Source organism: Hyphomicrobium sp., assembly GCF_003987855.1.
Classification (GTDB): Bacteria; Pseudomonadota; Alphaproteobacteria; order Rhizobiales; family Hyphomicrobiaceae; genus Hyphomicrobium_B.
In genome coordinates, this window is the sequence record NZ_RXIZ01000015.1 from 457,271 (window position 1) to 482,049 (window position 24,779).

At 58.8% G+C, this 24,779-nt stretch carries 25 protein-coding genes; 9 read left to right on the forward strand and 16 right to left on the reverse strand.

Translation table 11 applies throughout. The features are described from left to right. Nucleotides 1-113: 113 nt before the first annotated feature. The 4 genes from EKK30_RS15085 to EKK30_RS15100 form a co-directional block, all read right to left on the reverse strand. Nucleotides 114-2,036: an HWE histidine kinase domain-containing protein gene (locus EKK30_RS15085; protein WP_290986328.1), complete on the reverse strand. Its 1,923-nt coding sequence runs from the start codon at nt 2,034-2,036 to the stop codon at nt 114-116. Nucleotides 2,037-2,047: 11 nt separating this feature from the next. Then, on the reverse strand, nt 2,048-7,744 hold the full coding sequence (locus EKK30_RS15090; RefSeq protein ID WP_290986329.1) for a HAMP domain-containing protein: 5,697 nt from the start codon (nt 7,742-7,744) through the stop codon (nt 2,048-2,050). 228 nt (nt 7,745-7,972) lie between these two features. Continuing rightward, entirely contained in the window at nt 7,973-8,515 is a 543-nt protein-coding gene (locus EKK30_RS15095; protein WP_290986330.1) for a sigma-70 family RNA polymerase sigma factor, read from the reverse strand. Then, nucleotides 8,512-8,745, reverse strand: coding sequence for a NepR family anti-sigma factor (locus EKK30_RS15100; protein WP_290986331.1), 234 nt, complete (start codon nt 8,743-8,745; stop codon nt 8,512-8,514). The genes EKK30_RS15095 and EKK30_RS15100 overlap by 4 nt, the downstream gene beginning before the upstream one ends. 248 nt (nt 8,746-8,993) lie before the next feature. Here EKK30_RS15100 and EKK30_RS15105 point away from each other — a divergent pair, with 248 nt between their 5' ends. Continuing rightward, nucleotides 8,994-9,797 carry a response regulator gene (locus tag EKK30_RS15105; RefSeq protein WP_290986332.1) on the forward strand — a complete coding sequence of 268 codons (804 nt, stop codon included), beginning with the start codon at nt 8,994-8,996 and terminating at the stop codon, nt 9,795-9,797. Between the two features lie 133 nt (nt 9,798-9,930). Next, nucleotides 9,931-10,476, forward strand: coding sequence for an SRPBCC family protein (locus EKK30_RS15110; protein WP_290986333.1), 546 nt, complete (start codon nt 9,931-9,933; stop codon nt 10,474-10,476). A 67-nt stretch (nt 10,477-10,543) separates the two neighbouring features. Here the strand turns inward: EKK30_RS15110 and EKK30_RS15115 are convergent, their stop codons facing one another. Next, nucleotides 10,544-11,161, reverse strand: a complete 618-nt coding sequence (locus EKK30_RS15115) for a response regulator transcription factor (protein WP_290986334.1) — start codon at nt 11,159-11,161, stop codon at nt 10,544-10,546. After that, entirely contained in the window at nt 11,158-12,522 is a 1,365-nt protein-coding gene (locus EKK30_RS15120) for a histidine kinase (RefSeq protein WP_290986335.1), read from the reverse strand. The genes EKK30_RS15115 and EKK30_RS15120 overlap by 4 nt, the downstream gene beginning before the upstream one ends. Before the next feature lie 443 nt (nt 12,523-12,965). Between EKK30_RS15120 and EKK30_RS15125 the strand changes: the two genes are divergently transcribed. Then, nucleotides 12,966-14,093, forward strand: a complete 1,128-nt coding sequence (locus EKK30_RS15125) for a hypothetical protein (protein WP_290986336.1) — start codon at nt 12,966-12,968, stop codon at nt 14,091-14,093. 10 nt (nt 14,094-14,103) lie between these two features. Here EKK30_RS15125 and EKK30_RS15130 read toward each other — a convergent pair whose 3' ends face one another. After that, nucleotides 14,104-14,313 carry a DUF2842 domain-containing protein gene (locus tag EKK30_RS15130; RefSeq protein WP_290986337.1) on the reverse strand — a complete coding sequence of 70 codons (210 nt, stop codon included), beginning with the start codon at nt 14,311-14,313 and terminating at the stop codon, nt 14,104-14,106. 113 nt (nt 14,314-14,426) lie between these two features. On the opposite strand from EKK30_RS15130, the gene EKK30_RS15135 reads away from it, so the two are divergent. Continuing rightward, nucleotides 14,427-15,548 (forward strand): COX15/CtaA family protein, encoded by a 1,122-nt coding sequence (locus EKK30_RS15135; RefSeq protein WP_290986338.1) that lies wholly within the window; start codon nt 14,427-14,429, stop codon nt 15,546-15,548. Here EKK30_RS15135 and argC read toward each other — a convergent pair. The 8 genes from argC to EKK30_RS15175 all read right to left on the reverse strand — a co-directional run bounded on the left by argC (nt 15,523) and on the right by EKK30_RS15175 (nt 20,725). Further along, nucleotides 15,523-16,467: an N-acetyl-gamma-glutamyl-phosphate reductase gene (gene argC / locus EKK30_RS15140; protein WP_290986339.1), complete on the reverse strand. Its 945-nt coding sequence runs from the start codon at nt 16,465-16,467 to the stop codon at nt 15,523-15,525. The genes EKK30_RS15135 and argC overlap by 26 nt on opposite strands. Continuing rightward, entirely contained in the window at nt 16,464-17,222 is a 759-nt protein-coding gene (locus EKK30_RS15145) for a TerC family protein (protein ID WP_290986341.1), read from the reverse strand. Before EKK30_RS15145 ends, argC begins: the two co-directional genes overlap by 4 nt. Nucleotides 17,223-17,382: 160 nt before the next feature. Next, entirely contained in the window at nt 17,383-17,862 is a 480-nt protein-coding gene (gene rpsI, locus EKK30_RS15150; protein ID WP_013948225.1) for a 30S ribosomal protein S9, read from the reverse strand. 5 nt (nt 17,863-17,867) lie between these two features. Next, nucleotides 17,868-18,329 carry a 50S ribosomal protein L13 gene (gene rplM, locus EKK30_RS15155; RefSeq protein WP_290986343.1) on the reverse strand — a complete coding sequence of 154 codons (462 nt, stop codon included), beginning with the start codon at nt 18,327-18,329 and terminating at the stop codon, nt 17,868-17,870. A gap of 267 nt (nt 18,330-18,596) precedes the next feature. After that, nucleotides 18,597-18,773, reverse strand: coding sequence for a DNA-binding protein (locus EKK30_RS15160; RefSeq protein WP_290986344.1), 177 nt, complete (start codon nt 18,771-18,773; stop codon nt 18,597-18,599). A gap of 213 nt (nt 18,774-18,986) precedes the next feature. Beyond that, nucleotides 18,987-19,361 (reverse strand): hypothetical protein, encoded by a 375-nt coding sequence (locus EKK30_RS15165; protein ID WP_290986346.1) that lies wholly within the window; start codon nt 19,359-19,361, stop codon nt 18,987-18,989. Continuing rightward, nucleotides 19,340-19,762, reverse strand: coding sequence for a hypothetical protein (locus EKK30_RS15170; RefSeq protein ID WP_290986347.1), 423 nt, complete (start codon nt 19,760-19,762; stop codon nt 19,340-19,342). The genes EKK30_RS15165 and EKK30_RS15170 overlap by 22 nt, the downstream gene beginning before the upstream one ends. Before the next feature lie 9 nt (nt 19,763-19,771). Next, nucleotides 19,772-20,725 carry an IS1595 family transposase gene (locus EKK30_RS15175; RefSeq protein ID WP_290986349.1) on the reverse strand — a complete coding sequence of 318 codons (954 nt, stop codon included), beginning with the start codon at nt 20,723-20,725 and terminating at the stop codon, nt 19,772-19,774. 262 nt (nt 20,726-20,987) lie between these two features. Here EKK30_RS15175 and EKK30_RS15180 point away from each other — a divergent pair, with 262 nt between their 5' ends. The 5 genes from EKK30_RS15180 to EKK30_RS15200 all read left to right on the forward strand — a co-directional run bounded on the left by EKK30_RS15180 (nt 20,988) and on the right by EKK30_RS15200 (nt 24,152). Next, complete coding sequence (locus EKK30_RS15180; protein ID WP_290986351.1) at nt 20,988-21,584, forward strand: hypothetical protein; 597 nt, start codon at nt 20,988-20,990, stop codon at nt 21,582-21,584. A gap of 24 nt (nt 21,585-21,608) precedes the next feature. Beyond that, entirely contained in the window at nt 21,609-22,421 is an 813-nt protein-coding gene (locus EKK30_RS15185) for an enoyl-CoA hydratase (protein WP_290986352.1), read from the forward strand. Nucleotide 22,422: 1 nt separating this feature from the next. Beyond that, nucleotides 22,423-22,857, forward strand: coding sequence for a VOC family protein (locus EKK30_RS15190; protein WP_290986353.1), 435 nt, complete (start codon nt 22,423-22,425; stop codon nt 22,855-22,857). Then, on the forward strand, nt 22,854-23,291 hold the full coding sequence (locus EKK30_RS15195) for a CoA-binding protein (RefSeq protein ID WP_290986355.1): 438 nt from the start codon (nt 22,854-22,856) through the stop codon (nt 23,289-23,291). Before EKK30_RS15190 ends, EKK30_RS15195 begins: the two co-directional genes overlap by 4 nt. Before the next feature lie 219 nt (nt 23,292-23,510). Then, complete coding sequence (locus tag EKK30_RS15200; RefSeq protein ID WP_290986356.1) at nt 23,511-24,152, forward strand: GTP cyclohydrolase II; 642 nt, start codon at nt 23,511-23,513, stop codon at nt 24,150-24,152. Between the two features lie 57 nt (nt 24,153-24,209). Here the strand turns inward: EKK30_RS15200 and EKK30_RS15205 are convergent. Further along, nucleotides 24,210-24,779: ATP-binding cassette domain-containing protein (locus EKK30_RS15205; protein ID WP_290986358.1), on the reverse strand; the 570-nt coding region annotated here is incomplete at its 5' end.

Here is a 24,779-nt window from a genome sequence, read left to right on the forward strand (position 1 = left end):
GAAGGTCACGAATGCCGCGTAATCCATAGCGGCTGCTGAAGCTTTCTTGCAGGGTGCAACAGGCCGCAGAAAGCCGCCCGCTCACCAGAAAACTGGCGATTGGAAGCGATGCCTTAGGCAACCTGATTTGAAGCGTCGCTCGCCTGATGATCTATCGCGCGATATGCGAGCGTTTTGACGAGGTCCTTCACGTCCGCGGGATTATAAGGCTTTTTCAGATGCGGATACTCGCGTAGGCGAGGCGGCAGAAACACCAGGTCGCTGTAGCCGGTCGTAAATGCGAATGGGATCATTCGACGGTCGAGGATCTCGGCAATAGGCGCACTGTTGTCTGCGCCGAGATTGATGTCGATGAGCGCGATATCGAAGTTGGATTCTGCTGCCGCCCGCAGGCCTTCGGTCAGCTGCGCAAACGGCCCAACGATCGTGTGTCCTTCCGCCTCAAGGTCGAGCTTCAATTGCATGGCGATGAGCGCTTCATCTTCTATGAGGAGGATCCTGCAAGCGGTTGCGGAGGGCATGTTGGCCGCCGCGATAGCACCCGCCCGAGGCAGGATCGCGATATGCCGCGTCCCCACCAGCTGCGTTCGCGACGATAGATCGCCTTGGAAGTCGAACCGGAAGCCTTCCGGCGCGAAATCCATCTGCGCGACACCGCCGCATTCCGATGCCGCGCTGCGGATAACGGCCAATCCGAAACCTCGACGCTCAGGGAGCGCACACCGAGGCCCGCCGCGCTCTTGCCAGGAGAATGAAATCTTTTCGCCATCGACTGTCGCGACCCGCGACCAGCTGACGTTGACCGTTCCGCCCGAGCTCGACAACGCCCCGTGCTTCACGGCATTCGTGACGAGCTCATGCAACACGAGGGCCATCGATTGTCCGAACTTCGACGTCAATCGAATGCGATCGCCCTCGATGACGATGTCGTTGCTGCTGCGGGACCGGAATGGCGCAAGGGCGCCTTGGACGAGTTCGTGCAGATCGACGCCGGTCCAGCTGCTTTGACGTAGCAGGTCGTGAGCGGACGACATCGCGTGAATGCGCCCGTCAAGCGCGGACGCGAACGATTCCACCGATACGGCATTCGTGCTCGATAGCCGCGCGATCGCCGCAACATTGGCCAGAATGTTCTTCACCCTGTGATCGAGCTCAGCCATCAATAACTGCTGATGGCTTTCGGCCGATTTGCGCTCCGTAATATCGAGGATGGTCCCGAGTACGCGATGCGCAGCCGCGCTGCTCGTCTTCAGTGCACGGCCACGAGCGAGAATCCATGAGATCCCGCGCGCGCTCGTCACCCGAAACTCGAGTTCGGCGATCGTCTCGCCGTAGTTGACGTTGCGCACGTAATTGAGAACCATTTCACGGTCTTCGTCGTGAACGATCTCCAGGAAGGCGGTGGACGTCATCCGTTCCGGAACATTGCGATGGAAAACGTCCGAGATGTTTGCAGACCATTGCAGCGTCTGTGTCTCGGGATCGTACTCGAAGGTTGCTAGCTTGGCGGCCTCGCTTGCAAGACGCAGGCGTTCTTCGCTTTCCTGCAATGCCGCGTGTGAAGCTTCAAGCTGCTCAGCGCGCTGGTGCACCCGTTCCTCGAGTTCAGCGTTCAAAGCATCGAGTTCGCGGCTCTTCCTGTAGAGTTCGACGAAAATCTGAACCTTCGCCTTCAAGATTTCGGGGACGACGGGCACAGACACGTAATCGACCGCGCCAGTCCGATAGCCTTTAAGCAAGTCTTCCGTCTCGAGTCGCACAGCCGAGATGAAGATCACCGCGGTCTTTTCGTGCCGCGGGTGATTGCGGATCATGGCCGCAAGCTCGAACCCGTCGAGATCCGGCATGCAGACGTCCATCAAAATGACGGCGATGTCCGTCTTGAGGAGAGCCGTTAGGGCTTCCTCAGCGGTTGTCGCTTTGATGAGAGTCGCGTCAAGTCCATCAAGAATCGCTTCGTAGGTCAGCAATTTTCCTGGCTGATCATCGACTAGAAGGATATTGACCGGCTCGATAGAGACAGGTGCGCTCGGCATGTTTCCCCTCGTCAGCGATGCAGCCACATGCGCAACGCCGACAACAGCTGCTCGGTATCAACCGGCTTCGCAAGATAATCGGAAGCACCCGCTTCAAGGCACTTCTCTCGGTCGCCTTTCATCGCCTTGGCCGTGAGTGCGATGATCGGCAATCGCTGATTCTTCTCGCTACTTCGAATCTTTTGCATCGTCTGATAGCCATCCATCTCGGGCATCATGATGTCCATGAGAACGATGGAAACATCGGTCGTGCTCAGAGTCTCGATGGCTTCCAGCCCGGTGGTGGCGGTCAAGACCTCCATACCCCGGCGTTCCAGGAGACTGCTCAGCGCGAAGATGTTGCGCGCGTCATCATCAACCAGAAGAACCTTCCGCCCGACGAGATAATCGTCTGTGTCATGCAGTCGCGACAGCAGCTCTTGCTTCTGCGCCGGCAAGTCGGTCACCACACGATGCAGGAAGAGTGCCGTTTCGTCGAGGAGCCGCTCCGGAGATTCTACCCCTTTCACGACGACCGTTCGCGCATATTGGCGGATTTGCAGGTTCTCGTCGCTCGATAGCTCGCGGCCCGTGAACACGATAACGGGAATGTCCCGCATGACCTCCTGACGGCTCATATGTTCGAGGACCTCGAAACCCGACATGTCCGGCAGCTTGAGATCGAGCACGACGCAATCGATGCTGTCGTTCTTCAGAATTTCGATGGCTGTCGCCCCGTCGGGCGCCGTGAGGATCTCGACGTCGCCGTCTTCGATCAAGGTCGAAATGCTGAGCCGTTCCGCCGGATCATCCTCGACGATGAGAAGCCGCTTCGTCGCCGATGCCGAGAATGCCCCGATCTTTCGCAGCGCATTTTTGAGCTGATCCGCCTGCAGTGGCTTCGTCAGGAAGGAATAAGCGCCGCGGGCGAGCCCGTGATGCCGGTCATCATCCAGCGTCAGAACCTGAACCGGAATGTGTCGCGTCAGGGGATTGTGCTTCAGCTGGCTGAGGACGGACCAGCCGAGGACGTCCGGCAGGTGGATGTCGAGGGAGATGGCCGTTGGATTGTAGTCCGTCGCCAACACCATCGCTTCGACACCACGATGACACACGATGCCCTTGAACCCGACCTCGTGCGCCGCGTCGAGAAGGATGCGCGCGAAATTCGCGTCATCTTCGACGATGAGCAAGACTTGGTCGCCGGCGACGATACTATCGCGATCATCCTCGATCGCCGCAGAGAGCAGGCCCGCATGGGGAAGCGCGGCCGACGGCGCCGGACTGGGCTCCGGCTTCGTGCGCACCTCGCTCGCGAGCGACGCATACCGCAGCGGAAGAAAGAGCGTGAAAATGCTGCCGACGCCTGGCTCGCTCGTCAGCTGGATTTCTCCGCCGAGGAGGTGAGCCAGCTCGCGGCTGATCGCTAGCCCCAGTCCAGTACCGCCGTATTTCCGGCTCGTGCTGGCGTCGGCCTGTTGGAAAGCTTCGAAAATAAGCTTCTGTTTGTCTGCCGGAATGCCGATGCCGGAGTCCTGAACCTCGAATGCCACGACGGTCGGCGCCGTTGATAGGATCGGATGGTCGGAGTTCCACTTCGCGAGAGCGGCTTTCACCGTCAAGCGCACATGACCCTCGCGCGTGAACTTGAAGGCGTTGGAAAGCAGGTTCTTCAACACCTGCTGAAGGCGCTTGGAGTCTGTGAAGATCGTTTTGCCCAGATCGGCGTCGAACGTCACCTGGAAGTCGAGTCCGCGCCGCTCGGCTTCGTGCCGGAACGGTCGCGCAACCGCTTCGATCAGGCCGCCGAAAGCGACTTCCTCCGCATCGACCGACACGGTTCCGGATTCGATTTTCGAAAGATCGAGAATGTCGCTGATCAGATTCAGGAGGTCGGTGCCGGCGCCGTGAATCGTGCGCGCGAATTCCACCTGCTTTTCGGTGAGATTGCGATCTGGATTATCGCTCAGCTGCTGCCCGAGAATGAGGATGCTGTTGAGCGGGGTCCGAAGCTCGTGAGACATGTTCGCGAGGAACTCGGATTTGTATCGTGAAGTAAGGGCCAGCTCCGCGGCCTTCTCTTCGACGGCACGGCGAGCCTGATCGATTTCCTCGTTCTTGCGTTCGACTTCCACGTTTCGTTCGGCGAGCTGCTGCGCTTTCTGCGCCAACTCTTCGTTGGTCTTCTGCATCGCCTTCTGCTGGTCCTGCAACTCGGCAGCGAGCTGCTGCGATTGCATGAGAAGGCTTTCCGTTTGCATGGTCGCTTCGATACTGGTGAGAACGACGCCGATCGACACCGAGAGCTGCTCGAGGAACGTCAACTGAGCAGGTTCGAAGTTCTGCAGCGAGCTAAGCGATATGACGGCCTTGATTCGGTCTTCGAACGTAATCGGATGGACGATAACGCTGCGCGGCGGCGATTTGAAAACGACAGCGTCGATCGCCCCTGCGGGCTGTGGAATATCTGTCAGAACGCGCGCCTGCTTTTCGATCGCGCATTGACCGATGAGGCTGGATCCCAGCTCCATGCGCTCCGGATAGCGGACGGACGTATCCTCCGCGAATGTCGCCAGAAGTTTGAGTTCGCTGTTGGCGGCATCATATTGATAGATGACGCCCTGGTGCGCATTGATGAGCGGAACAAGCTCTGAAAGCAACTTTCGCGAAACGGTCACCACGTCGCGCTGCCCCTGAAGCATGCTTGTGAACCGCGCCAGGTTCGTCTTCAGCCAGTCCTGTTCGGTGTTGAGCTGCGTCGTGAGACGCAGGTTGCCGATCATGGTGTTGATGTAGTCTTTGAGTTCCGCGACCTCGCCGCGTGCCTCGACCTGAATGGTTCGAGAGAGGTCGCCACGGGCAACCGCCGTCGTCACTTCGGCGATCGCGCGCACCTGCGTGGTGAGGTTCGCGGCGAGAAGGTTGACGTTACCGGTGAGGTCTTTCCAAGTGCCTGCAGTGCCGGGCACGTTGGCCTGACCGCCGAGACGCCCTTCGACGCCCACTTCGCGCGCCACCGTGGTCACCTGATCGGCGAAGAGGGCGAGCGTCTCGGTCATGTCGTTGATTGTTTCGGCCAGCGCCGCGACTTCGCCCTTGGATTTCACTGTGAGCTTCGGCTTCAAATCGCCGTTGGCGACGGCCGTCACGACCTTGACGATGCCGCGAACCTGCTCGGTCAGATTGGCCGCCATGACGTTCACGGTGTCGGTCAAATCTTTCCACGTACCAGCGACACCGGGGACGGCGGCCTGGCCGCCGAGGCGTCCCTCGGTGCCGACTTCGCGCGCGACACGTGTGACCTCGGACGCGAAGGCGTTGAGCTGATCGACCATCGTGTTGATGGTGTTCTTCAGTTCGAGGATTTCGCCTTTGACGTCGACGGTGATCTTGCGCGAAAGGTCGCCGCGGGCGACCGCCGTCGTCACTTCGGCGATGTTGCGCACCTGAGTGGTCAGGTTGGCGGCAAGCAGGTTGACGTTGTCGGTCAAGTCTTTCCATGTGCCGCCGACACCGGGAACAACCGCCTGGCCGCCGAGGCGTCCTTCGGTGCCGACTTCGCGTGCGACGCGCGTCACCTCGGCTGCGAACGAGCGCAGCTGTTCTACCATCGTGTTCAGTGTCTCTTTGAGCAGCAGGATTTCGCCGCGCACGTCGACGGTAATCTTTTTCGAAAGGTCGCCACTCGCGATCGCGGTCGCGACCTCGGCGATGTTGCGCACCTGAGCCGTCAGGTTGCCAGCCATGAAGTTGACGTTGTCCGTCAAATCCTTCCAGGTCCCGGCGACCCCGGACACTTGCGCCTGACCGCCGAGCTTGCCTTCCGTGCCGACTTCGCGCGCCACGCGCGTCACTTCCGAAGCGAAGGCGTTGAGCTGATCGACCATCGTGTTGATGGTGTTCTTCAGCTCGAGAATTTCGCCTTTGACGTCTACGGTGATCTTGCGCGAAAGGTCGCCGCGGGCAACCGCCGTCGTCACTTCGGCGATGTTACGAACCTGGCCGGTCAAGTTGCCGGCCATCGAGTTCACGTTATCGGTGAGATCCTTCCAAGTACCGGCAACACCTGAGACCTGCGCCTGTCCACCGAGCTTGCCCTCGGTGCCGACTTCGCGCGCGACGCGCGTCACTTCCGAAGCGAAGGCGTTGAGCTGATCGACCATCGTATTGATGGTGTTCTTGAGTTCTAAAATCTCGCCTTTGACGTCGACGTCGATCTTCTTCGATAGGTCGCCGCGCGCGATCGCCGTCGACACGTCGGCAATGTTGCGAACCTGCGTAGTGAGGTTCGACGCCATCGAGTTCACGCTGTCCGTCAGGTCCTTCCAAGTGCCGGCAACGCCCGAGACCTGCGCCTGACCGCCGAGCTTGCCTTCGGTGCCGACCTCGCGCGCGACGCGCGTGACCTCGCCCGCAAACGCATTGAGCTGATCGACCATGGTATTAATGGTCTCTTTCAGCTGCAGAATTTCGCCCGAGACGTTGACGGTGATCTTCTTCGACAGGTCGCCGCGCGCGATGGCGGTCGCCACTTCGGCGATGTTGCGCACCTGACCAGTCAGGTTGCCGGCCATCGAGTTGACGTTGTCGGTCAAGTCTTTCCACGTACCCGCGACGCCGGGCACTGCCGCCTGACCGCCGAGGCGTCCTTCGGTGCCGACTTCGCGCGCGACGCGTGTCACCTCGGACGCGAATGCGTTGAGCTGATCGACCATCGTGTTGATGGTGTTTTTGAGCTCGAGAATTTCGCCTTTGACGTCGACGGTAATCTTGCGCGAAAGGTCACCGCGGGCGACGGCGGTCGTCACTTCCGCGATGTTTCGAACCTGCGTCGTGAGGTTGGCGGCAAGCAGGTTGACGTTGTCGGTCAAGTCTTTCCATGTGCCGCCGACGCCCGGCACGACCGCCTGACCGCCAAGCCGGCCTTCGGTACCGACTTCGCGCGCGACGCGCGTCACCTCGGCTGCGAATGAGCGCAGCTGTTCGACCATCGTGTTGATGGCTTCCTTCAACTGCAAGATCTCGCCGCGCACGTCGACGGTGATCTTCTTGGAGAGGTCGCCGTTGGCGACCGCAATCGTCACTTCGGCGATGTTGCGAACCTGCGCCGTAAGATTCGACGCCATCGAGTTGACACTCTCTGTGAGGTCCTTCCATACGCCGGTCACTTCGCGAATTTGGGCCTGACCGCCGAGTTTGCCTTCGGTGCCGACTTCGCGCGCGACACGCGTGACTTCGGAGGTGAAAACCGAAAGCTGCTTGATCATCGTGTTGACGATCGTCGCCGATCGCAAGAACTCGCCCTTGAGGGGGCGTCCGCCGACGTCGAGTCGCATTGGCTGTAGAAGATTGCCCTGCGCCACGGCCTCGATCGTACGCGTCACCTCGGTCGTCGGTTGAAGAAGGTCGTCGATGAGGCCGTTGACGGACTGCTCCATCTCGCCCCAGGCACCGAGCGTCAGCCCAAGACGCACCCGCTGGTTGGTCAGTCCCTCTCTGCCGACCGCATGGCCGACATGTTGAAGCTGATTAGCCATACGCTGATTTGTGACGATGATATCGTTGACCGTATCGGCGATCTTACCGGCAAGGCCATCCCAGTCGCCGCGCATGCGCACGGTGAAGTCGCCGGCCTTAACGGCCTGCAGCGTCTGAAGCATCTCGACGAGAACGCCGCCCGGCCCCGATGGGTATCGCTCGGACTCGTTGGCGCTGATCTGCTCCGACATACTAGGCTCCCCACGAGTCTTGTTTAACCTCGCTCAACGTTCGCCGGCGCAACTTTGTTCCCAGAAAAATTGGCGGCGGCTCTCCGAGCACCAGCCAAGGCTGCTCGATACCATCGAAACATTATTCATCGAACCGTGGCGGGACGTGGAGCGGATGGCGAAGCGTCCTCACCCAGCCGGAACATGGTGGCCAAAGCTGGGCCGGACTGGAGAGTAGGGCAGATGCCGTCAGGGCCCCGACGAGCTTTTCGGGGCTTCTTCGGGCTCCCGATGTCCGTCATCAACAGGCTGACCTGTCATTTCTTCCAGCAGTTTGCTGCGCGCGCGATTAACCCGGCTCTTCATGGTGCCGACGGCGCACCCGCAAACACGCGCCGCATCCTCATAGGAAAATCCCTCGGCTGTAATCAGCAAAAGGGCCTCGCGGTGATCTGCAGAAAGGCGCATCAAAGCCCTTTGCATATCTTCGAACTCAAGATGTGTAAGCTGTGCGGGAGGTACGCTGGCGTTCATCGCCGCGGTGTCCTCATCCAGCTCTTCGCGCTGGGACTTCCGATAATACGTGAAGTACGTGTTTCGCAGGATCGTGAACAGCCAAGCCTTGAGATTCGAATCTGGGACAAACGATTCCTTGTGCGTCCACGCCTTGAGCAATGTCTCTTGCACAAGGTCATTCGAGAGCTGTCCATCCCCGCTTAGCGAGTGAGCGAAAGCTCTAAGATTTGGGATCGCTTCGATCAACGCGTCCCCGAAGCTCTTCGGCTGCGTCACTCCGGGCGCTCCTTGGCTTCAAGTTTTCGAACAAGTTCGAGGAGGTCGTCAGGTACCGGCTCCTGAGCGAGGGTTTCGTACATCGCTCGCATTCGCTGGCCGATCAGCTGCGCTGCGAAACCCGGAAGCTGGGGAACTGGAGCTTTGATCGCCTCGGGCTCAGGCTGCCTTTCAGGCAACTCGCCGTCCGCTCGCTTGCAATCCTCGGACGTGTCGAGGCGATGCTGCATGACCGACCTTATGTACCTTTTGAGAAGAGTGTGGCGGCCCCGTTTGCGACAAACTCCTGTAAGAATGTTCGAGGTGGGGGCTCATCTGCGAACTCGGCGAGTGAGAATTCGTTCCACTGGGGAACCATCTCTTCCACTCCAGCGTTTCTGTTCCGGTACAGATTGGCCATTGCAGAGTGCGCGCGCTGTACGCGCGCGCCGATCAGGGACGATTGACTCGTCCTGGCTGGCTTGGGAGGTTCAAAGCTATGTCGATTGCGCAAACCATTCGGGTGCATTTGCCGTATCTGCGTCGCTTCGCGCGCACATTGACCGGCTCGCAGCAGATCGGCGATGCTTACGTTGCTACCCTTCTCGAAAGCTTGGTTTCGACGCCCTCGGATTTCCCGAGCAACATGCCGCCGCGCATGGCGCTTTATCACGAATTTCTGAGGGTCTGGAAATCAGTTCGACTCGAGGGCGACCACCGTGATGAAGGCCCAAATTCCATGGCCGTCGCGCAGAGTCGGATTAACTCGATCAGCTCTTTACCGCGTCAGGCTTTCCTGCTGGTTGCCGTGGAGGGATTCACGTCCACCGAGACGGCGGGAATTCTGGAGGTCGGCGAAGACGAGGTTGAGAAGCTACTCGAAATCGCAGGTCAGGAGATCGCGCATCAAGTAGCGACGAACGTCCTCATCATCGAGGACGAACTTCTGATTGCGATGGATCTCGAAACGATCGTGACGAGCCTCGGTCACGTCGTACAAGAGGTGGCCACTACGAAGACCGAGGCACTCGCGGCGGTGAAACGCAAAAAGCCGGGTCTCATTCTCGCGGACGTCAAGCTTGCGGACGGCAGTAGCGGTTTGGAAGCCGCCAAGGAGATCGTCGCCGACGGCGAAGTCCCGATCATATTCATCACCGCTTATCCCGAGAAGGTCCTGACTGGTGAGCGCCCAGAGCCAACCTTCCTCATCTCAAAGCCTTTCCAGCGCGACACCGTAATGGCGATCATCAGCCAAGCGCTGTTTTTCGACACCAAGGCCCATCCGAGAACGGCCGCCGCTTGATCCGACGAACCGTTGCTTGACCGAGCAGCCTGGGCGGGAAAACTTCTTGCTGTAATATAGTAACGCGCTTGTGAAGTCGTCCCCGGCGGCTTTTCACGTAAGAGCGTTCAACGGAAAAAATGGGAGTAAGCGCATGAAATTTACGAAGGGCCTGGGTGTTATCGGAGCTCTGGCCGGGGTGATGCTAACGGCTGTTGCGGCCAATGCTGCAAGCCTCGCGGTCGGCAAAAAGCTGGAACTTAAGGTCGACCCGAAGAAAATGAATGATGAGCGCACACGGCTGTGGGCGCAGTTTGGCGGCTGGTGCGCAATCAAGGATTGGCATCCGGCAGTCGCGAATTGCGAGGAAAGCACCGAAGGCGACGCGAAGGTCCGCGTTCTCACGTTGAAGAACGGCGGCAAGATCAAGGAAAAGCTTCTCGACGTGAAGCCTAATTTCTATCGTTACGAGATCTTGGAAAGCCCGTTGCCGGTAAAAAATTATCAGGCGCAGTTCGCGCTGACGCCGGACGATGACGATGAGGACGAGATCAACTTCGCCTGGTCGGCCGTATTCGACGCCGCCGATGGCAAATCTGACAAAGAAGCCAAGGAAGTGATCACGGGCATTTTCAAAGCGGGCCTGGATAACATCAAGGCGACTGCCGGAACGAAGCACGACGATGACGACAAGAAATAACGTGTCATCGCGATAAGAACACCAAGGCGCCGGCAGAACCGGCGCCTTTTTTTGTTTGACGACTTCCTCAAGCCCGCAGTGTCTCGATGGCGAGCCGAATGAGATCCGCGGTCCGGTCGACCCCTAGCTTGACCTTCATCTGCGTGCAGATGTTGGCGACGGTCTTATAAGCGATGCCGAGGCTTTCCGAGATTGCCGTCATGCTCTTGCCTTGCCCCAGCATGCGCAGGATCTCGACTTCCCGAATCGATAGCGATTGAAGCGGATCATCGGAGGAGATCTGACTGACGGCGATGCGTGACGCGAGATCGCGGTCGATGTACTGCTCGCCTGCGCTGACTTTGCGGATGGCGGCGATGAGCTCCTCAACCGGCGCGCTCTTGCTGACGTAGCCACGCGCCCCGCCGCGCAACGCGCGAACGGCATAAATCGGCTCGTGGTGCATGCTGAAGACGACGACGCGTGCGTTGCTGTCCGCCGCTAGAATTCGGCGGAGAACTTCGAGACCTCCGGCTCCCTCGAGATTGAGGTCGAGCACCACGACGTTGGGCCGTTGGCGGTCGTAGACCTCAAGCGCATCGTCGATGCCGGAAGTCTCTAGAACCTCGGCTTCGAAATGCGCGACGAAGAGCTTGCGAAGTCCTTCGCGAACGACGCCATGATCATCAACTAAAAGAATTTTCATGCTGCACTCGATGTTAGCGGTCCCGCATTGTCTTTAGTGTTTCTCGCCGGTGGCAGCGGAATTTCCACAATCAGCATGACGCCTTTTCCCCCTTCACGATCTGCAATGCGCATCCGCCCGTTAAGCGATGTCACGCGTTCTTTCATACCGGTGAGTCCAAAACCGTTAGGGTCCTTCGTGGCGATGCCGGCGCCATCGTCCGACACGGTGACCCGCAGGATGCCATCCGCCGTCTGGCGCGCCGCTAGTCCGATTGCGGAGGGCCGTCCATGGCGCACGGCGTTGCTCGCGCCCTCTTGAAGAATCCGGAAGGCGACTTCCTCAATTCCGATTGGAAAGCGCGCATCCTCGATGTCCATCGTGAACACGATGTTCGGCCGTCGTGCCTTCCAGAATGCGACGAGATGCTCGACCGCAATGACAAGGCCCTGATCGATGAGAAGCGTTGGCCTTAGACGGCTTAGAATGGCGCGCAAATGCACTTGCATGTGCTGAACGGATTGCCTGATGGCTTTGCTGCGTTCGAGCACGTCCTCGGAGGCGTTACTTGCAACGAGAAGAGGGATGGCTTGCGCATCGACGTCGACGGCAAACAGGAACGGTCCGATTTCATCATGGAGGTCTCGCGAGATCTCCGAACGCTCTTCTTCCTGTACCGTCGAAAGCTGCTCGTTAAGACGCTGGTTTTGTCCTTCCGCGCTCTCGAGCTGCGCCGCCATTCGGTTGAAGGATTGATAGATGAGCTTCAGGTCTTCCGGTCCCGTCTCGGCGACATGGGCGGTATAATCGCCTTCACCGACGCGTTTGAGCGCAATGGAAAGCTGTTCCAGGGGGCGCAACGCCCAGCCGAGCGTCGCGTAGATAAGCGCAAGTACGATAGCGCAGAAGCTCACGATGATCAGAAACTTGAGCTTCAGGTCCTCCCACACTTCGCCGATCTCATTGTGGGAGTCGGCGGAAATTTCGAGCGTGCCGAATTTCTTCAGCCCCGCAGGAAGATCGAAGGTACGTGAACGCGGCTCCCCGGAAAGAAGCCAATAAAGCCATTGCGGCGGCGGATCTGTTGGCCGCTCGAGAGCCGAAGAGCTGATGACCTTTTTATCCGGCGACAGCAGGCGGGCGATGACGTGACGGTCACCATCGAATGAAGCGACGATTCTTTGCACCTGAGCGCTCGTGTCCGTGCCGGACGTTACCGATAGTAACGCGTCGGATACCGCGCTCGCCGCGACCTCGATCGCCGACGACATTTCCAAATCGACCTTGCGAAGTCCGTACCAGTAATTCAGCGCGCTGCCGCCGATCAGGCATAGTCCAAGCACGAGCGCGACGAGCGCCAGCAGGCGGCGCCTCAAAGGCATTTTGATCTGATGTCGACCAATCTGTAACATTGTAACTTATTGGCTTACGCGCGTTTTTTCGTCAAGCGAAGCAAGTCGGTTCTCGCGGCGCGAATGGCAAAGAACCTGCATGTGGCTGGCTCGACGAAGGTCAGCAGGATTGCATCTCTCCACGACACCACATTTCCGAGCTTATGCAGCTCATTTCAACCGCCGATCTCTGCTTGAGATGATCGATTACAGGAATTCCGCGCCCCACAGCGCCGGGAATTTTTCCCGAGTCGAACTCGAACTTCCATCCGACCACTGAGCGGTGCCGGACTGGTTCTCCGTCTGCGATGCTCGAACGGCGCGCTCAACCTTCGAAATGTGAGGTGCGTCGAATTTTTCGGATTCGATTAAGCAATTGCTAACTTCAACGAACGCTTACTCGATGGGTCTCTGAAACCTTGTAGAGCATCAGTATGCTTTCGCGTGCGCCGGTCCCGTCCGAGTTTTGCAAAAAGCCCACAGCCGCCGGCGCGCCGCCGATCGTGAATGGGCTGGAAGTCGCTCTGTGCGCGATCGGGCTTGGCGCGGCAACGTTCGCAATTCTGTCGTTGCTGCGGCCAGAACTTCATGATGCGGCAGGATTGGCGTTTAAACTCGAGATCTCGCTGATCGCGGCAATAGCTGCTGCAATTTTGGGTCTTGGATGGGTCATCCTGCGCGCCAGACATAATCGGCTTCCGGTCACGAAGAAGAGACAAAAAGCACCCGCTCTCTCCACCGATGCGCCAAGTGCCGCGCGCACGGCGGACATTCTGGTGGAACTACCAATTTCTACGGGCGGTCAGTCTGGGGAATCCGAGAAAGCTTCCATTGCTCGTCCGACACTGGAAGATGAGATTTTCGCCAAAGCCGACGCTCGAACGAGCGACGCTATTCCTCCGCCTCCCTGCTATTCCGAAATCGACGCTCTGGCGAGCCGCATCAAGGCGCATCGCCCCTCGGGCGGAGGTCAGCGCACCATCGTAACCGGAGAGACGGAAGACGTGCCGCCGTTTTCTCTGGCACTCGAACTTGCCAAAGCGCTGGGCGATGCCGGCGCGCAGACAATCATCGTTGACTGGAGCCCGCGCGGGAACGGGTTTGGCCGCAGCGCCGGTCTCGACATGAGCCGCGGATGGAATGATCTGATTACCGGCAAGGCGGCGTTCAGCGATATCATTCAGCGACTGCCGGGGACACGCGCGCACGTCATTCCGAGCGGGGAAGCGATCTCCGGAGAAGGAGATCGGCTCGACGCGGATCTGTTGAACGTGACCTTCGACGCTCTCGACGAGGCTTACGATTTCATCATCGTGACCGGACGCCATCAGGAAGCGCGCATCCTTTTCGAATGCATCGAAGGCCGCTTCGATGCCGGCGTGCTCGCCGCAGCGCTCCGCGAGAGCGACATACCTTTGGATCCTGCTGGACGGTTCCTCGGTTTCGATGTCGCCGAGATCGATATCCTACGCTACAAGCGTCCAGAACCGGTATCATCCCAAATGTCGGGACGCATCGCGCTTGCCACGCGAACGCGCGAAGCCGCCGCTCAGAGCGCCTGAGAGTTGACCATCAGCGGTCTGGACGCTGCATCCAGCTGATGAGCCAGCCAGCCGGCAAAGCCCACAGAAGTCCTGCCACGACGTAATATCCAAGTTCGGCAAACTTGCTGACGTTGCGCACCTGAAGTACCACTGCGACGGCTACCGCCAGAATGGCGTAAAGGCCAACGAACAAAAGCAAGGCGACCGTTCCGATAAGCTTTCGCTTGCGCTGCGTCATGTGCTGACAGGGCCCGAATGATTAACGTTTGGCGCGCCGCATGGGCGCATTGTTCGTCTCCGTTGATGGAGTATCACACCCTACAGAAAGCGGCTTGAGGATTTGCCCCGCCGATGACGATGATGCAACTTGCCGATAACCGCCAAGCAATGGCCGCCGAGGAACGCGACGGCGGCCGCCGCGCCGTTTCCGTTTGGCTGTGGATCGTCGCCGCTCTGGTTTTTGCCATGGTGGTCGTGGGGGGCGCGACGCGCCTGACCGAAAGCGGGCTGTCGATCACCGAATGGCAGCCGTTGCTTGGCGCGATCCCGCCGCTCAACGAAGCCGACTGGATGTCGGCCTTCGACAAATACAAGCAGATCCCGCAGTATCACGCTCTGAACCAGGGCATGACGCTCGATGAGTTCAAATTCATCTATTATTGGGAATGGAGCCACCGGCTTCTTGGCCGGGCCATCGGCGTCGTTTTCGCTCTGCCGTTTTTGTACTTCTGGTGGACGCGCAAACTGAAGCGCGGCACCGGAATGAAGTTTCTCGGCATCCTCGCGCTGGGTGGCCTGCAAGGATTCATCGGCTGGTACATGGTGAGTTCTGGCCTGAGCGAGCGCATCGAGGTGAGCCAATACAGGCTCGCTCTCCACCTCACGACCGCCTTCATGATCCTTGGATTGCTTGTCTGGGCAGCGCTCGAAGAGTGGCCCGGAGTGCCGCGTGTGACGGGTGAGGTGGCGACGCCAGTGATCAGGCGTATGGCGCCCTTGATCGTCACCGCAGTCTTGGTCCAGGTCGTGCTCGGCGCATTCGTTGCTGGGCTTCGTGCAGGCTACATCTACAACACGTGGCCATCCATGAACGGCCAGTTCGTTCCCAGCGACTATTGGCTCAAACCCGCCTATCTGAGCTTCTTCGAGAGCCACGCGGCGACGCAGTTCAATCATCGGATGATGGCCTACTTCGTCGCCTTCCTGAGCTTTCTGCAAATTTGGCTGACGAGCCGCTCGCCTGTGGACGATCGCATTCGTCTCACCGCTCAGTGGCTCGGCGCGGCGGTCGTCATGCAGATCGCGCTCGGCATCTTCACGCTTTTGTCTCATGTCCGGCTGGATCTCGGACTCATGCATCAAGGGGGGGGCGCAGTGGTGTTCGTGCTGGCGGTCGTCCATCTCCACGCCACCCGCCGAGCCGGAATAGTGCCGCGCGATTTCTACGCTAGCCGAGGCCGAGCATCAGCTTGATGTTCTGCACGGCGGCTCCGGCAGCGCCCTTGCCAAGATTATCAAGGCGCGCGACCAGGACAGCCTGATTGAGCGCGCTTTTGCCGAACACAAAAAGCTCTAGCTTATCGGTCCCGTTGAGAGCCTCCGCTTCAAGCCGGCTCACGCGCGCGGAAGAATCGGCGGCCACGCTGACGAACTCGCTGCCGCGATAGTGTTCGTCAAGAACGAGCTCGATATCACGCAGGCATGGCCTGCCCGGGAGCGTGTCCAGGTGCAGCGGGACGGAGACAAGCATCCCCTGCCGGAAGTTGCCGACGCTTGGCACGAAGATCGGCCGTCGCGACAGACCCGAATAGGTTTGCAGCTCCGGCACGTGCTTGTGCTCTAGTCCCAGCCCGTAGAGCTCGAACGAAGGCGCATGTCCCGCCTCATAAGCTTCGATCATCGTCCGCCCGCCACCGGAATAGCCGGAGACGGCATTGACGGTGATCGGATGGTCGGGCTCGATGATGCCCGCATCGACGAGCGGCCTAAGCAGCGCAATGCCGCCGGTCGGATAGCAGCCTGGATTGGCGACGCGCCGCGCCGACCGAATGATGTCGGCATGGCCACGGCTCATTTCGGCAAAGCCGTAGACCCAGCCATCCGCAACGCGGTGCGCCGTCGAAGCATCGACGATCTTTGGCGCGTCGGGGCCGAGTTCGTCGGCAAGCGCTACCGTCTCGCGAGCCGCGTCGTCCGGCAAGCAAAGCACGACGAGTTCGACATCGCGCAGCATCTCAGCCCGTGCGGTGCGATCCTTCCGCTTCGTCGGATCGATGCTTCTGACCTCGATCCCTTCGACGCCGGCCAGCCGCTCGCGGATTTCGAGGCCGGTCGTCCCGGCCTCGCCATCGATGAATACCCGAGCGAGCCTTGTCTTCGTCGCCGTCGTCATTTGAACCACATCCCGATCCGATGCTTGATGCCTTCCCAGATCGTCTCCGAGCAGCCGATGCCATAGTTCGCGCAGGCAATCCTATGGCTGTCGCGGTAGATCATATCGATCGCAACATAAAGGATGATGGCAAGTCCGACCCATGCGATCCACGGATAGCGGGCCAGCAGCTTCGCTATGTATGTCGAGGCAACCGCCATCAGCACGATCGCGATCGCAAGGCCGATGATCAGGACCAGAGTGGATTCGCCGGCCGCGCCCGCCACCGCCAGCACGTTGTCGAGCGACATCGAAAGGTCGGCAAGGATGATCGTCCAAAGCGCCGCCCAGAAGCTCGACGGGTGAGGGTGCGGATCTGCGGAAGCAAGGTTCTTCTCAACCTCGTGGATCGAATGCGTTTCCGCCTCCACGATCTGCTTGTACATCTTCCAGCATACGAACAGGAGCAGGATGCCGCCGGCAAACGTCAGGCCGATCACCTGAAGCATCTGCTGGGCGACGCCGGAGAAAACGATCCGCAGCACCACAGCCCCGAGAATGCCCCAGAAGATCACCTTCGCGCGCATCGACTTCTCGACCCGCGAGGCTGCCATGCCAACGACGATCGCGTTGTCGCCCGCGAGTGTCAGGTCGATCATGAGGATGTTGAAGAGGGGAACGGCGTGCGTTCGCCACCAATGGGGCGAGAGGAGATAACCAATGTCAGTTATGAGAACCGTCCAAAGTTCATGAATTCCGTTCAGCACTACGTCCATCGTCTCTCCGAACCCCCCGGTTCTCTCAAACCGCCGGAAATGGCGGAAAATCCATGGCTATGTGGCATTGGTGTGCCCCTGCGACAACCCTTGGGGCGCAGAAAAGCAAACAGCCCGCCGAGGTGGCGGGCTGTGCTTTCGTATCGCGTGGTCGCTGCGACTAGCGCTTCGAGAACTGGAAGGACTTGCGAGCTTTGACCTTGCCGTACTTTTTGCGTTCGACGACGCGGCTGTCACGGGTGAGGAAGCCCTGCTTCTTCAGTACGCCGCGCAGCTCCGGCTCATAGTAGGTCAGAGCCTTCGAAATGCCGTGACGAACGGCGCCCGCCTGGCCCGAAAGCCCGCCGCCAGCAACTGAAATACGGATGTCGTATTGCGTTGCGCGGTTTGCGAGATCGAGCGGCTGCTGCAGGAGCATCTGCAGCACGGGACGCGCGAAGTAGGCCTTGTAGTCCTTCTCATTGACCGTGATGGTGCCCTTGCCGGGCTTGAGCCACACACGGGCAACAGCGTTCTTGCGCTTGCCGGTGGCGTAAGCGCGGCCAAGTTTATCGAGCTTCTGCGTGCGAACGGGCGCCGCTTCCGGCTCTGAGCCCTTGACGGCCGCGAGATCGGCGAGGGTCTTTGTTTCGGTAACCATGGATCTTAGACCCTCACGTTCTTGCGGTTGAGCTTCGCGATATCGAGCTTTTCCGGATTCTGGGCTTCATGCGGATGCGCGGCACCCTTGTAGACGCGCAGATTGCGCATCAGCTGCCGATGGAGCGGGCCGCGTGCGAGCATGCGCTCGACGGCCTTCTCGACGATCCGTTCGGGATGCTTGCTATCGAAGATTTGGCGCGGGGTGCGCTCCTTGATGCCGCCGGGATAGCCGGTGTGCTTGTAGTAGACTTTGTCTTCGCGCTTCGCGCCGGTGAAGACGACCTTCTCGGCATTGATGACGACGATGTTGTCACCGCAATCGACATGCGGCGTGTAGATCGGTTTGTGCTTGCCCTTGAGGCGCGTCGCGATGAGAGCGGCGAGGCGGCCGACAACGAGCCCTTCGGCGTCGATGAGGACCCACTTCTTCTCCACAGTGGCCGGCTTGGCGACATAGGTAGACATTATATTGAAGCTCCTTGGCGGACGGCTGCGCGTCCTGCGACGGCGCGCGGCGTTCCGAGAAGCGGCGTAGATACGCGAACTCGTGAAGAATTTGCAAGTTATTTCTGAGGATCAGTATATTAGCCAATAAAAACAATATAATAAGTAAGAAGGTAAAATATTACCGCAATGTGGTATCATGATACCAGATAGAGTTAGAGGATTGTCGGCTTGACAAACCCACTAGCTTTTGCAACTTTTAGCTGTCCTAAAATTCGTCTGGAGGGATCAGCGCTTGCGCTTTTTGGCAGCGGTTTTTGCGGCTGGCGGCGGAGCCTTCGCGATGGCGCTCAGCACCCGGTCGAAGACCTCTGGTCGGTCGTCTGTTTCCAGCTCGCGCGCTTTGTCGATGAACTTCTGTTTCTGCGTGCGCGTGTCGGGCTGTGTGTCTTTGGGTTTGGCCATAACGCAAGATTAGCTGATTTGCTGGCGTGCCGCGAGGTGCGTCATGGTTGAGATCAAAAATCTTGAAGTCTTCGACATTTCGACCTTGTTGGAAAAAATCGCCACTCGCCTAGATAAAGCGCAGTACAGACGAGAAACAATGAGCCCAGAAGAAGCCTTCGGTGATGCTCTCGCAGAGGTAGCCGATGCCATAAGGGACGTGGCGCGCGAGTATCAGGGGTCCATCAGTAGAATAATGCCATCGGCAAGGTAGAAATTGTTGAATCGATTATTTTGCATGAATACCGAGCTTTTTCCTGTAACCCGCGCAAATTTGGACAGGCCTCGGATTGCTTCATGCGAGTCCGGAATCAATTCAAGATAGCTTGCGTCGATGCCTGGGAAATCTTGCTTATTTTGCGAAATAGCTTCTGACACCTTTCTATAGAAAGTGCGCTGGTCGGTAAAATTTTTGGGTCCCACGATCCAAAGTTTCCAGGTTTCAACGTCACTGTTGTGGACCCACATAGCCGCCCGCGCCTTGAAACCTTTAGCCTCAAGTAAGTCGATGAGCTTGTGGCCCGCCGTTACCAGTACGTTTGTATCCACGGGAATACCCCTGACGCGCTGTCATTAACTGCAGCCAAGAGAAGTTGGGCCGATGTCGGGTCCACCACCTCGTAGCGCTTTTCTGGCGACCATTGAGCGGCAATACCCCAGTTTTGCGCAAAGTCTGCATCAGATGCTTCTTTAGTTCTTTTTTCTTCGCTTAGGCCAGCAAGACCGATGAGGCTGGGCAGAACATGAGTGTGCATGTCGTTGATGAATTTCTTGTCGGGTATTACCTCGGCCGACATTTGCTTGGCCACGCAAGCCTTCAGCCCGATCTCAACAGCAAATCCACCGAGGTAGTAAGCGTTAGACCACCGCCGATGTGCAAGCAAAAGCAACGCGTCATCTAGCTTTGCTTTTGCTATCAACTTGAGATGATCCCGCCTGTAAAACGGCATTATCGCCTCTTAGGTGGGGTTGATTTTGTCAGACGGTCGGTACGTCAGTCGCTTGCCCTTAGCACCTACAATCGCCTTAATTGCCCGAGCCTTGTCGTCAACGCCGCGCGCAATGCGGTTTGAATACCGGAAATCAAATTCCGCCAAGTAACGATGCAGATGCTTCTCGCTGCAATGCTGATAGACGCCCTTCATTCCACGCTTGAAGATCGAGAAGTAGCCTTCAATCGTGTTCGTGTGAATTTCACCGCGACCGTACTGGCCAGCTGAGTGATTGACGAAGGCGTGTAGGAACTCTTTGTCTAGGTTCCGATAGTAGCCAGCGTCATCTGTGACGATCTTCGCTTCGGCCGCGAGGTTCGCGCGAATGATCGGCAGGATGTTATCCTGATTGGCCTCGTTGATGTGGAAGCTTCGGGCTTCGCCTTCGCGGCTAACAAGCGTCAGCACGGCGTTACGATGAGCGTAGCCACGACGGACATCTTTCTTGCCGCCCTTGTAGCCAACGAACGTCTCATCAATTTCAACGATTGTTCCCCCGCCGCCCATCGGGGAGAAAGCACCCGAACGCATAGCTTCCCGGATACGATGCGACATGAACCACGCCGCTTCGTATGTGATCTCCAACGTCCGATGAAGCTGATGGCTAGAGATGCCCTTCTTTGAAGAGCACATCAGGTGCATCGCCTGAAACCACTTGGTCAGGGGGATGTGGCTGTCTTCGAAGATCGTGCCCATGCGAACGGTGAACTGCTTGCGGCAATGACCGCACTTCTTCAGCCCAAGACGCTCAACGCCGTTCGGGTGCTTTTTGCTCGGCTTGGAGCGGACGCCGCTCAACTTATAGATGCGCTCTTTGCCGCCGCAGTGGGGGCAAACCGGACCATCAGCCCAGATTAGCGACTCCAGCTTTTCGAAAGCCTTCGCTTCATCGTGAAAATGAGGCTCGCTGAGTGCCGACATGACAAAATTCCCTCTCAATCTGAGAAGGAATATAGGGCCTTAGACACGGGTTTGTCAAGCCGATAATCGTCTAGAGTTAGGTCTTCCGCTTCGTTCATTGGCGGTGCAGGGACACTGCGCTAAGACGGCTTTGATTTTCTCGCGCCACATACCGGGGCCAACATGCGAGAGAGTAGAGTGGAACGTTATTCACGGGCCTGGAGTGGGCGTAATAGGTCCGGGGCAGCAAACACCATAGGGCGCGTAAGCGATTTGGAGGAACATGATGTCGGTCACTTCGACCAAGGCGGCGATGCGCTTGATCATCGGAGGTTTGAGTGTTTTCGGCGCCGTCACGTTTGCGAGTGCCGATGATGCGCCTCCGCCGGCTAAGGCTCCTGCCGCTCAGGGCGAGGCTGCGCCCGCCGCCAACGCATCCGCAGCGGAGGACGTGAAGCAGATCAAGCTCACGGACGATCAAGTCACACATTTCATCGCTGCACAGTCTGACCTGGCGGCGATTGCGAGCAAGATTCAAGCCGCCGGCGACAAGCCCGACCCCGCACTCCAGTCCGAACTTGAAACCATCGCCAAGAAGCACGGCTTTAACACCTTTGCCGAACTCGACGATGTCGCCGCCAACATCTCGATCGTTATGGCGGGCCTCGATTCCGGCACTGGCAACTTCGTGGATCCCGTCGATGCGCTTAAAAAGGAGCGCGAGGAAGTTCAAAAGGACACCAGCATCCCCGAAGCTGACAAGAAGCAGCTCCTTGATGAACTCAATGAAGCGATCGGCACGACCCCGCGTCTTCAATTCAAAGAGAACGTCGACGTCGTGAAGGCGCATCGCGCGGAAATCGAGAAGGCGCTGCAATAGCTGGCAAGTTTGCGGGGCCCAGTCATGCAGGATTTATCGCCCGTTTCGGAATTGGTTTCATCTGAAACGCTGGGTCCCGGCATCGTCCGTCTGACGCTTAATCGGCCGCAAGCTCGCAACGCGTTGTCCCTGGCCCTCATCAGCGATCTTCATGAAAAGATCGAACGCTTTGGCGGCGATGCAAACGTCGCGTCGATCATCCTCAGCGCGGCCGGAAGTGTCTATTCTTCCGGTCACGATTTGAAAGAACTGACCGCGCATCGCGGCGACGCCGACGGTGGTGAAGCGTTCTTTCGCGAAACGATGGCCGCTTGCTCCGCGATGATGCAAGCGATCATAGCCTGTCCCAAGCCTGTTATTGCGGCCGTCGAAGGTCGTGCGACCGCTGCGGGGTGTCAGCTCGTTGCGACCTGCGATCTGGCGGTGACAGCCGACACAGCCGACTTCGCCACGCCTGGAGTGAACATCGGGCTCTTCTGTTCGACGCCGATGGTCGCGCTCTCCCGCAACGTTTCCCGCAAGCGCGCGATGGAAATGCTTCTGCTCGGCGAGGCGTTGTCCGCGGCGGACGCACAGAGCTATGGCCTCGTCAATAGGGTGGTGCCAGCCGGTAAAGTGATGGACGAGGCGCTGGGTATGGCGAAGATCATCGCCGAAAAATCAAAAGCGACGATCACCATTGGCAAGGCCGCATTCTATCGGCAGGCCGAGTTGCCGCTTGCTGAAGCTTATGATTATGCCAGCGAAGTGATGGTGAAAAACATGATGGCCGCCGACGCCGAAGAAGGCATCTGTGCGTTCATTGAGAAGCGTCGCCCCGATTGGAAAGACCGCTGACGTGGAACCGCGCATCTCCTTCATCACGCTCGGAGTGGCGGAGATCGCCAAAGCTCGAGCCTTCTACGAGGCGCTCGGACTGAAGGCCTCGTCGGCCAGCAACGACAGTGTTGCTTTTTTCAGCGTCGGCGGCATCGTCCTCTCGCTTTTCGGACGCGATGCACTTGCCGCTGATGCTGGTGTGCAGCCCGGCGAAACGAGCTTCGCGGGCGTGACGCTTGCACACAATGTAAATTCGGAGTCTGAAGTCGACGAAGTGCTGAGGGAAGCCGTCGCCGCGGGAGCGAAGTTGCTGAAGAAGGGGCAGCCGACGTTTTGGGGCGGCTATGCTGGCTATTTCGCCGACCCGGACGGCCACCTCTGGGAGGTCGCCTTCAATCCCTTCATGCCGCTCGATGCGGAAGGCCGTGTCACACTGCCGGAGCCAACGGAATGAGCATTGATGGCGTGACCGACAGCGAAATCCAATCCATCCTCACGCGCTTGAAGACGTTTGCCGTTATCGGCGCGTCGCCTAAGCCCGAGAGGCCGAGTTACGGCGTTATGGCTTTCCTCATCGCCCGAGGTTTCACGGTAAAGCCGGTCAACCCTGGGATCGCCGGAAAAACCATTCTCGACCAGTTGGTCTACGCTAGCCTCGCGGACGTGCCGCCGCCAGTGGACGTGGTCGATGTCTTCCGGGCATCCGATGCCGTCCCGGAAATAGTCCGTGAAGCGATCGCCCACAAAGACCGGCTCGGGATCAAAGTCATTTGGATGCAACTCGGCGTCATCAATGAGGACGCGGCCTCCGAAGCGAGGGCGGCCGGACTTACGGTCGTTATGGACCGCTGCCCCAAGATCGAGTTCGCCCGGCTCATGCGGGGCTGATCAGATAGGTGACTTTTCGCGGATTCGCCAAAAGCCTCCCCCGCGTCATCCTGACGTCCTAAATCTTGCCAACGGAAATGCCCATTTAATCGCGTTAGCGGATTTCGTTGAACCTCGCTGTTACCTGGGGAACATTCAGAAGACGGTCGAGGTAGGAGACTTTGCGTTCCCCAAGTAAATGGGGCATATGCCTCTACAGATCCCCGGAGCGATTAACCGATGAAGTCGGGTGCCTTGACGTCTGTGAAACTGCCAGCCGATTGGTCGGTCGAGACCATTCTTCCCATCGATTTCCAGGGCAAGGAACTGATGCTGGAAGCGCACGCCTATCAAGGCGAGAGCGAAGAAGAGCAGATCCTGGTGCTCATCCATCGCGAGCCGGGTGCGGTGAACGGCTCCGCGCCGACGCCGGTCGTGCGCGTCCACTCCGGCTGCGTTACCGGCGACATCTTTCACTCTCTCCGCTGCGACTGCTATCAGCAACTCCAGGCGGCGCTGAAGATCATCACTGAGGTTCCGTACGGTGCGATCGTCTATGTGCCGTATCACGAGGGCCGCGGCATTGGTCTCTTCAAGAAGATTCAGGCCTATGCGCTCCAGGATCAGGGCTTCGACACGGTCGAGGCCAACATCGAGGTCGGTGCGCCGATCGACAGCCGAGACTATGCCTTGACCGCGCGCGTCCTCCGCGACCTTGGCATGCAAGAGATCAAGCTGCTGTCGAACAATCCGGCGAAAGAGCAGGCGCTGAAGCAGAACGGCGTCCGTGTCGCGGAGCGTCTGCCGCTCGTCTCGGCTCCGAACAAGTTCAACCAGCGCTATCTGGAAACCAAGCGCGCGCGCATGGCGCACAAGCTCTAACTGTTTGGCGGGGTCGACACTCCGAAGGTCGCGAAGCGAAGGCGGTACAGCCGAGGATCAGGCCACCGGTTCGCGGGGCTTCTCGGTTGTCTTCGGCACGGTAAATCCACCTTCCGCGACCAGACGAGAGAAGAGGCCGCCGCGTTCCTCGAGCTCGGTAAACTGCCCGTGTTCGACAATCTTTCCCTGTTCAAGCACGAAGATCTGGTCGGCGTCCGCAACCGTGGACAGTCGGTGCGCAATAACGAACGTCGTGCGTCCCGCGCGCAGCGTATCGAGCGCGCGCTTGATCTTGGCTTCCGTTTCAGAATCGAGCGCGCTCGTCGCTTCGTCGAGGATCAGGATCGGCGCATCCTTTAATATAGCCCGCGCGATCGCGATGCGCTGGCGCTCGCCCCCTGAAAGCGCAAGCCCGCGCTCGCCGATCAGGAAGTCATACCCGCCCGGCTTGCGCATGATGAAGTCGTGCGCTTCCGCGAGCCTGCTCGCGTGCTCGACCTCAGCATCCGTCGCGCCAGGTTTGCCGATCCGGATATTCTCGCCGATCGAACGATTGAAAAGTCCCGCATCCTGAAACACGACCGCGATGTTGTTGCGAAGCGACTCGATCGTCACGTTCGCGATATC

Excerpts from the sequence above, each read along its gene's own strand:
- EKK30_RS15180 (WP_290986351.1), top strand. The coding sequence starts at position 20,988 with ATGATGTCGGTCACTTCGACCAAGGCGGCGATGCGCTTGATCATCGGA.
- EKK30_RS15085 (WP_290986328.1), bottom strand. The coding sequence starts at position 2,036 with ATGCCGAGCGCACCTGTCTCTATCGAGCCGGTCAATATCCTTCTAGTC.
- EKK30_RS15175 (WP_290986349.1), bottom strand. The coding sequence starts at position 20,725 with ATGTCGGCACTCAGCGAGCCTCATTTTCACGATGAAGCGAAGGCTTTC.
- EKK30_RS15200 (WP_290986356.1), top strand. The coding sequence starts at position 23,511 with ATGAAGTCGGGTGCCTTGACGTCTGTGAAACTGCCAGCCGATTGGTCG.
- EKK30_RS15090 (WP_290986329.1), bottom strand. The coding sequence starts at position 7,744 with ATGTCGGAGCAGATCAGCGCCAACGAGTCCGAGCGATACCCATCGGGG.
- rpsI (WP_013948225.1), bottom strand. The coding sequence starts at position 17,862 with ATGGTTACCGAAACAAAGACCCTCGCCGATCTCGCGGCCGTCAAGGGC.
- EKK30_RS15130 (WP_290986337.1), bottom strand. The coding sequence starts at position 14,313 with ATGACGCAGCGCAAGCGAAAGCTTATCGGAACGGTCGCCTTGCTTTTG.
- EKK30_RS15135 (WP_290986338.1), top strand. The coding sequence starts at position 14,427 with ATGACGATGATGCAACTTGCCGATAACCGCCAAGCAATGGCCGCCGAG.
- EKK30_RS15115 (WP_290986334.1), bottom strand. The coding sequence starts at position 11,161 with ATGAAAATTCTTTTAGTTGATGATCATGGCGTCGTTCGCGAAGGACTT.
- EKK30_RS15100 (WP_290986331.1), bottom strand. The coding sequence starts at position 8,745 with ATGCAGCATCGCCTCGACACGTCCGAGGATTGCAAGCGAGCGGACGGC.
- EKK30_RS15120 (WP_290986335.1), bottom strand. The coding sequence starts at position 12,522 with ATGCCTTTGAGGCGCCGCCTGCTGGCGCTCGTCGCGCTCGTGCTTGGA.
- EKK30_RS15170 (WP_290986347.1), bottom strand. The coding sequence starts at position 19,762 with ATGCCGTTTTACAGGCGGGATCATCTCAAGTTGATAGCAAAAGCAAAG.
- rplM (WP_290986343.1), bottom strand. The coding sequence starts at position 18,329 with ATGTCTACCTATGTCGCCAAGCCGGCCACTGTGGAGAAGAAGTGGGTC.
- EKK30_RS15110 (WP_290986333.1), top strand. The coding sequence starts at position 9,931 with ATGAAATTTACGAAGGGCCTGGGTGTTATCGGAGCTCTGGCCGGGGTG.
- EKK30_RS15145 (WP_290986341.1), bottom strand. The coding sequence starts at position 17,222 with ATGGACGTAGTGCTGAACGGAATTCATGAACTTTGGACGGTTCTCATA.
- EKK30_RS15125 (WP_290986336.1), top strand. The coding sequence starts at position 12,966 with ATGCTTTCGCGTGCGCCGGTCCCGTCCGAGTTTTGCAAAAAGCCCACA.
- argC (WP_290986339.1), bottom strand. The coding sequence starts at position 16,467 with ATGACGACGGCGACGAAGACAAGGCTCGCTCGGGTATTCATCGATGGC.
- EKK30_RS15185 (WP_290986352.1), top strand. The coding sequence starts at position 21,609 with ATGCAGGATTTATCGCCCGTTTCGGAATTGGTTTCATCTGAAACGCTG.
- EKK30_RS15160 (WP_290986344.1), bottom strand. The coding sequence starts at position 18,773 with ATGGCCAAACCCAAAGACACACAGCCCGACACGCGCACGCAGAAACAG.
- EKK30_RS15105 (WP_290986332.1), top strand. The coding sequence starts at position 8,994 with ATGTCGATTGCGCAAACCATTCGGGTGCATTTGCCGTATCTGCGTCGC.
- EKK30_RS15195 (WP_290986355.1), top strand. The coding sequence starts at position 22,854 with ATGAGCATTGATGGCGTGACCGACAGCGAAATCCAATCCATCCTCACG.